The organism is Moorena sp. SIO4E2 (assembly GCF_010671945.1).
In the GTDB taxonomy this organism is placed as follows: domain Bacteria; phylum Cyanobacteriota; class Cyanobacteriia; order Cyanobacteriales; family Coleofasciculaceae; genus Moorena; species Moorena producens.
Window position 1 is genome coordinate 1 of the sequence record NZ_JAAHIE010000776.1, and the last position, 2893, is coordinate 2893.

2 protein-coding genes are annotated in these 2893 nt (G+C 39.0%); both read right to left on the bottom strand.

Annotated features, from left to right (window positions below; all coding sequences use genetic code 11):
- Positions 1 to 132 precede the first annotated feature (132 nt).
- Positions 133 to 1428, bottom strand: a complete 1296-nt coding sequence (gene hemW, locus F6K37_RS37015; protein WP_287255971.1) for a radical SAM family heme chaperone HemW — start codon at positions 1426 to 1428, stop codon at positions 133 to 135.
- Positions 1429 to 1559: 131 nt separating this feature from the next.
- Complete coding sequence (locus F6K37_RS37020) at positions 1560 to 1835, bottom strand: acyl carrier protein (RefSeq protein ID WP_287255973.1); 276 nt, start codon at positions 1833 to 1835, stop codon at positions 1560 to 1562.
- Positions 1836 to 2893: the final 1058 nt, after the last annotated feature.

Genomic DNA, 2893 nt, shown 5'->3' on the forward strand with positions numbered 1-2893 from the left:
AGGAAGTTTGTAGAACTCAGTATCTAGCTTCATCTGAAACTGGGGATTCTCCTGCTCCTATTGGTAGCACCTTGGTAGCAAGTGGTGAGTAAGTCTCACCACTTAATAATTAGCGAATGGCTCCACTAACTTCTAACGATACATGTCTTGGAGGCTGTCGGAGAGTGTTTTGCTCACATAGTCTCCATAAAGAATACCTTTTGAAGTCAGATCAATCGCTTGGTCAGATACGGTAACAAAACCCTCTGCCTTTAATTCTCTCAAAATTGGAGCACAGAGTTTTTCTAATCTCAAACCGTGACGATTTTTAAATCCTTTCAAATCTAAACGCAGAAGTTTCATTCCCATTAAAACTTCTCGCACCATACGATCAAAGCTAGTATAACGATAGCCGCGAGTTATGGGAATTTCCCCCGATCCTACTATCTCTGAATAATTTTCTAGTTCGCTGGTATTTTGTAGCAGGTGATCTCCTAAAGAACCAAAGGCAGAAACACCAAAGCCATAAAAATCCATGCCCCGCCAAGCGCTGCTGATGTACTTACTTTCATCGCAGCCATTTTTGGTGTAAGTAAAGAAGCTCCAGGGTTTATAATTTGCCCGTTCAAAACGCTCCATGGCATAGGCCATAAATTGCATTTCTTGCTCATCGGAGGGCAAATTCAATTTCTCGTCCTTTACTCCCAATTTAAAAACTTCAGTGTTGGCAAAAGCTTCCATTTTGTAAACGGTAATGCTTTCTACTCCGGTCTTGAGAGCACATTCAAGACTTTCTCGCCAAGTTTCGTCAGTTTCTCCAGCCAACCCACTAAGCAAATCTATGTTAATATTCCACTGACCTTGGCCAGCTTCCTGAGCAATATCAATAGCTCTGTAAGCTTGCTTTTCATCATGTCCTCGTCCGCTCAGTTTAATAATTTCATCTACAAAGGATTGCACGCCCATACTAAGGCGAGTTACTCCCAACTGAGCGAGAGTCTCCATTTTAGACCGAGAAACAGTTAGAGGCTCTGCTTCTAGAGAAAATTGCTCTTTGCTGTCAAAATGTTTAAATTTCTTGCGCAGAGCAGCAACTATTTTCTCGAATTGATGCTCTACTAACAAAGAAGGAGTACCACCGCCAAAATAAACGGCATGAATTGGCCGATTTCCTATGTCGAAGTAATCAGTAGCCATCTCTATTTCTTGACATAGAGTATCCACATAGCTTTCTACTTCTGGCCTGTATTCCTTCATGTCTAGTGTTTTGTAGTAACAGAAGGAACACCTTTGGGTACAGAAGGGAATATGCACATAAATGGACATTGGCTGGTCTTCCATCTTGTCCTTAACAGCCTCTTTATTCCACTTCCGAAATGATGGATAGTTGGTAATTAAAGGAATCCGCTTGGGTTCTAGAATTTTAGTAGGTTCGACAGTTGCTACCATAATTAATTCCTTGGTGGGTGGTTTTCTGTTTTTCTTGCTGCGCTCTGGTAGAGCAGATTTTTTAGAGGCTGATTTGTTGAGTAGTTAGGCACCAAAGCTAACTAATTTTGTGTGTGATAGTTTAGCAATTATCACACTATTTCCATTTGGAGAGATTCTTTTTTGCTAGTTATAAACTCTGCCATAACTTTGATATTCTTGAAGGTTTCAAGATCTAGTTCAGATTCGTAAAACTCAACATCAAAATGCTTTTCAATTAACGAAATTAGCTCAACAGTAGCAATGGAATCAAATCCTAGACCATCCTCAAATAATGATAAATTTTCATCGATGTCTTCTACATTGAGATTGACATCTAGATCTTCAGAAATAATTTTTTTGAGTTGATTAACTATTGTTTCAGACATGGTTAACACCAGAAATGTTGAATCAATTAAACTTCTATCCTTATAGTGCCTGACACATCTCTCGAATTCGCAAAAAAACACACAACTCATATCTGTCCATAGCATAAAACAGACACAGCAATGCTTTTAACGACTTGTGTCAGGCCGTCAGGGGGAGAGCATTTAACTTATGCCGAGCATTTGTACTAAAGCTATTGCCCCCTGATGAGTTTTAGCTTGCTGTGATCGTACAATATAGTTGATCTTTTCTACAAAATTAACCTGATACCGTCATGCTCAATATTGTTATATGGCCTATAGAAATTTTACCATCAATCAGTTCGGAGTCGGAAAACTCCACATCGAAATCTTTCTCGATTCAGGATATCATTTCAACGGTAGCAATGGATTCGAATTCCATTCCATCCTCAAATAATGAGAGATTATCGTCAATGTCTTCTACCAGATAGATATACATCTTTTCTTCACCAAGAAGAATTTATTTTAGTTGATTAACTTCAGACATGGTTAGCACCATAAATGTTGAATCCGTTAGAGTTATCTCCTGATTATATAATAATCATAATTCGCCAAAAATTAACCTCAAACCCTTGCACTGCCTGGGTCAAAACCGAGTTTCTGGAGATGTCTAATAATTCGCCAACAACTTACTTTGAGCTATCCAGATCATAAAACAGACACAGCAATGATTTTAACAACTTTCATCACGCCGCCAGGGTGGCAGCATGTCAGTTAGGCCGAGCATTTGTACTAAAGCTATAGCCCCCTGATGGGTTGTAGTTGGCTGTGATGGCATATATTACATAGGTAATACAATTTTGACCTGATCCCTTCAGGGTCAATATTGTTATATCGCCTTAAATATTACCATTAATCAGTCCGGAGTAACACTCCATATCGAAATCTTTCTCGATTCACGAGATCACATTAACGGTGGCAATGGAATCAAATCCCAGAGCATCCTAAAATCAGGATTAATTTTCGTCAATGTCTTCTACCTGGAGATTTACAAGCTCTTGAGGCATAAGAATTTCTTTGAGTTTATCAACTGTTTCAGA

What these genes read in the sequence shown, in the direction of transcription:
- hemW (WP_287255971.1), bottom strand. Translation starts at nt 1,428, where the DNA reads ATGGTAGCAACTGTCGAACCTACTAAAATTCTAGAACCCAAGCGGATT.
- F6K37_RS37020 (WP_287255973.1), bottom strand. Translation starts at nt 1,835, where the DNA reads ATGTCTGAAACAATAGTTAATCAACTCAAAAAAATTATTTCTGAAGAT.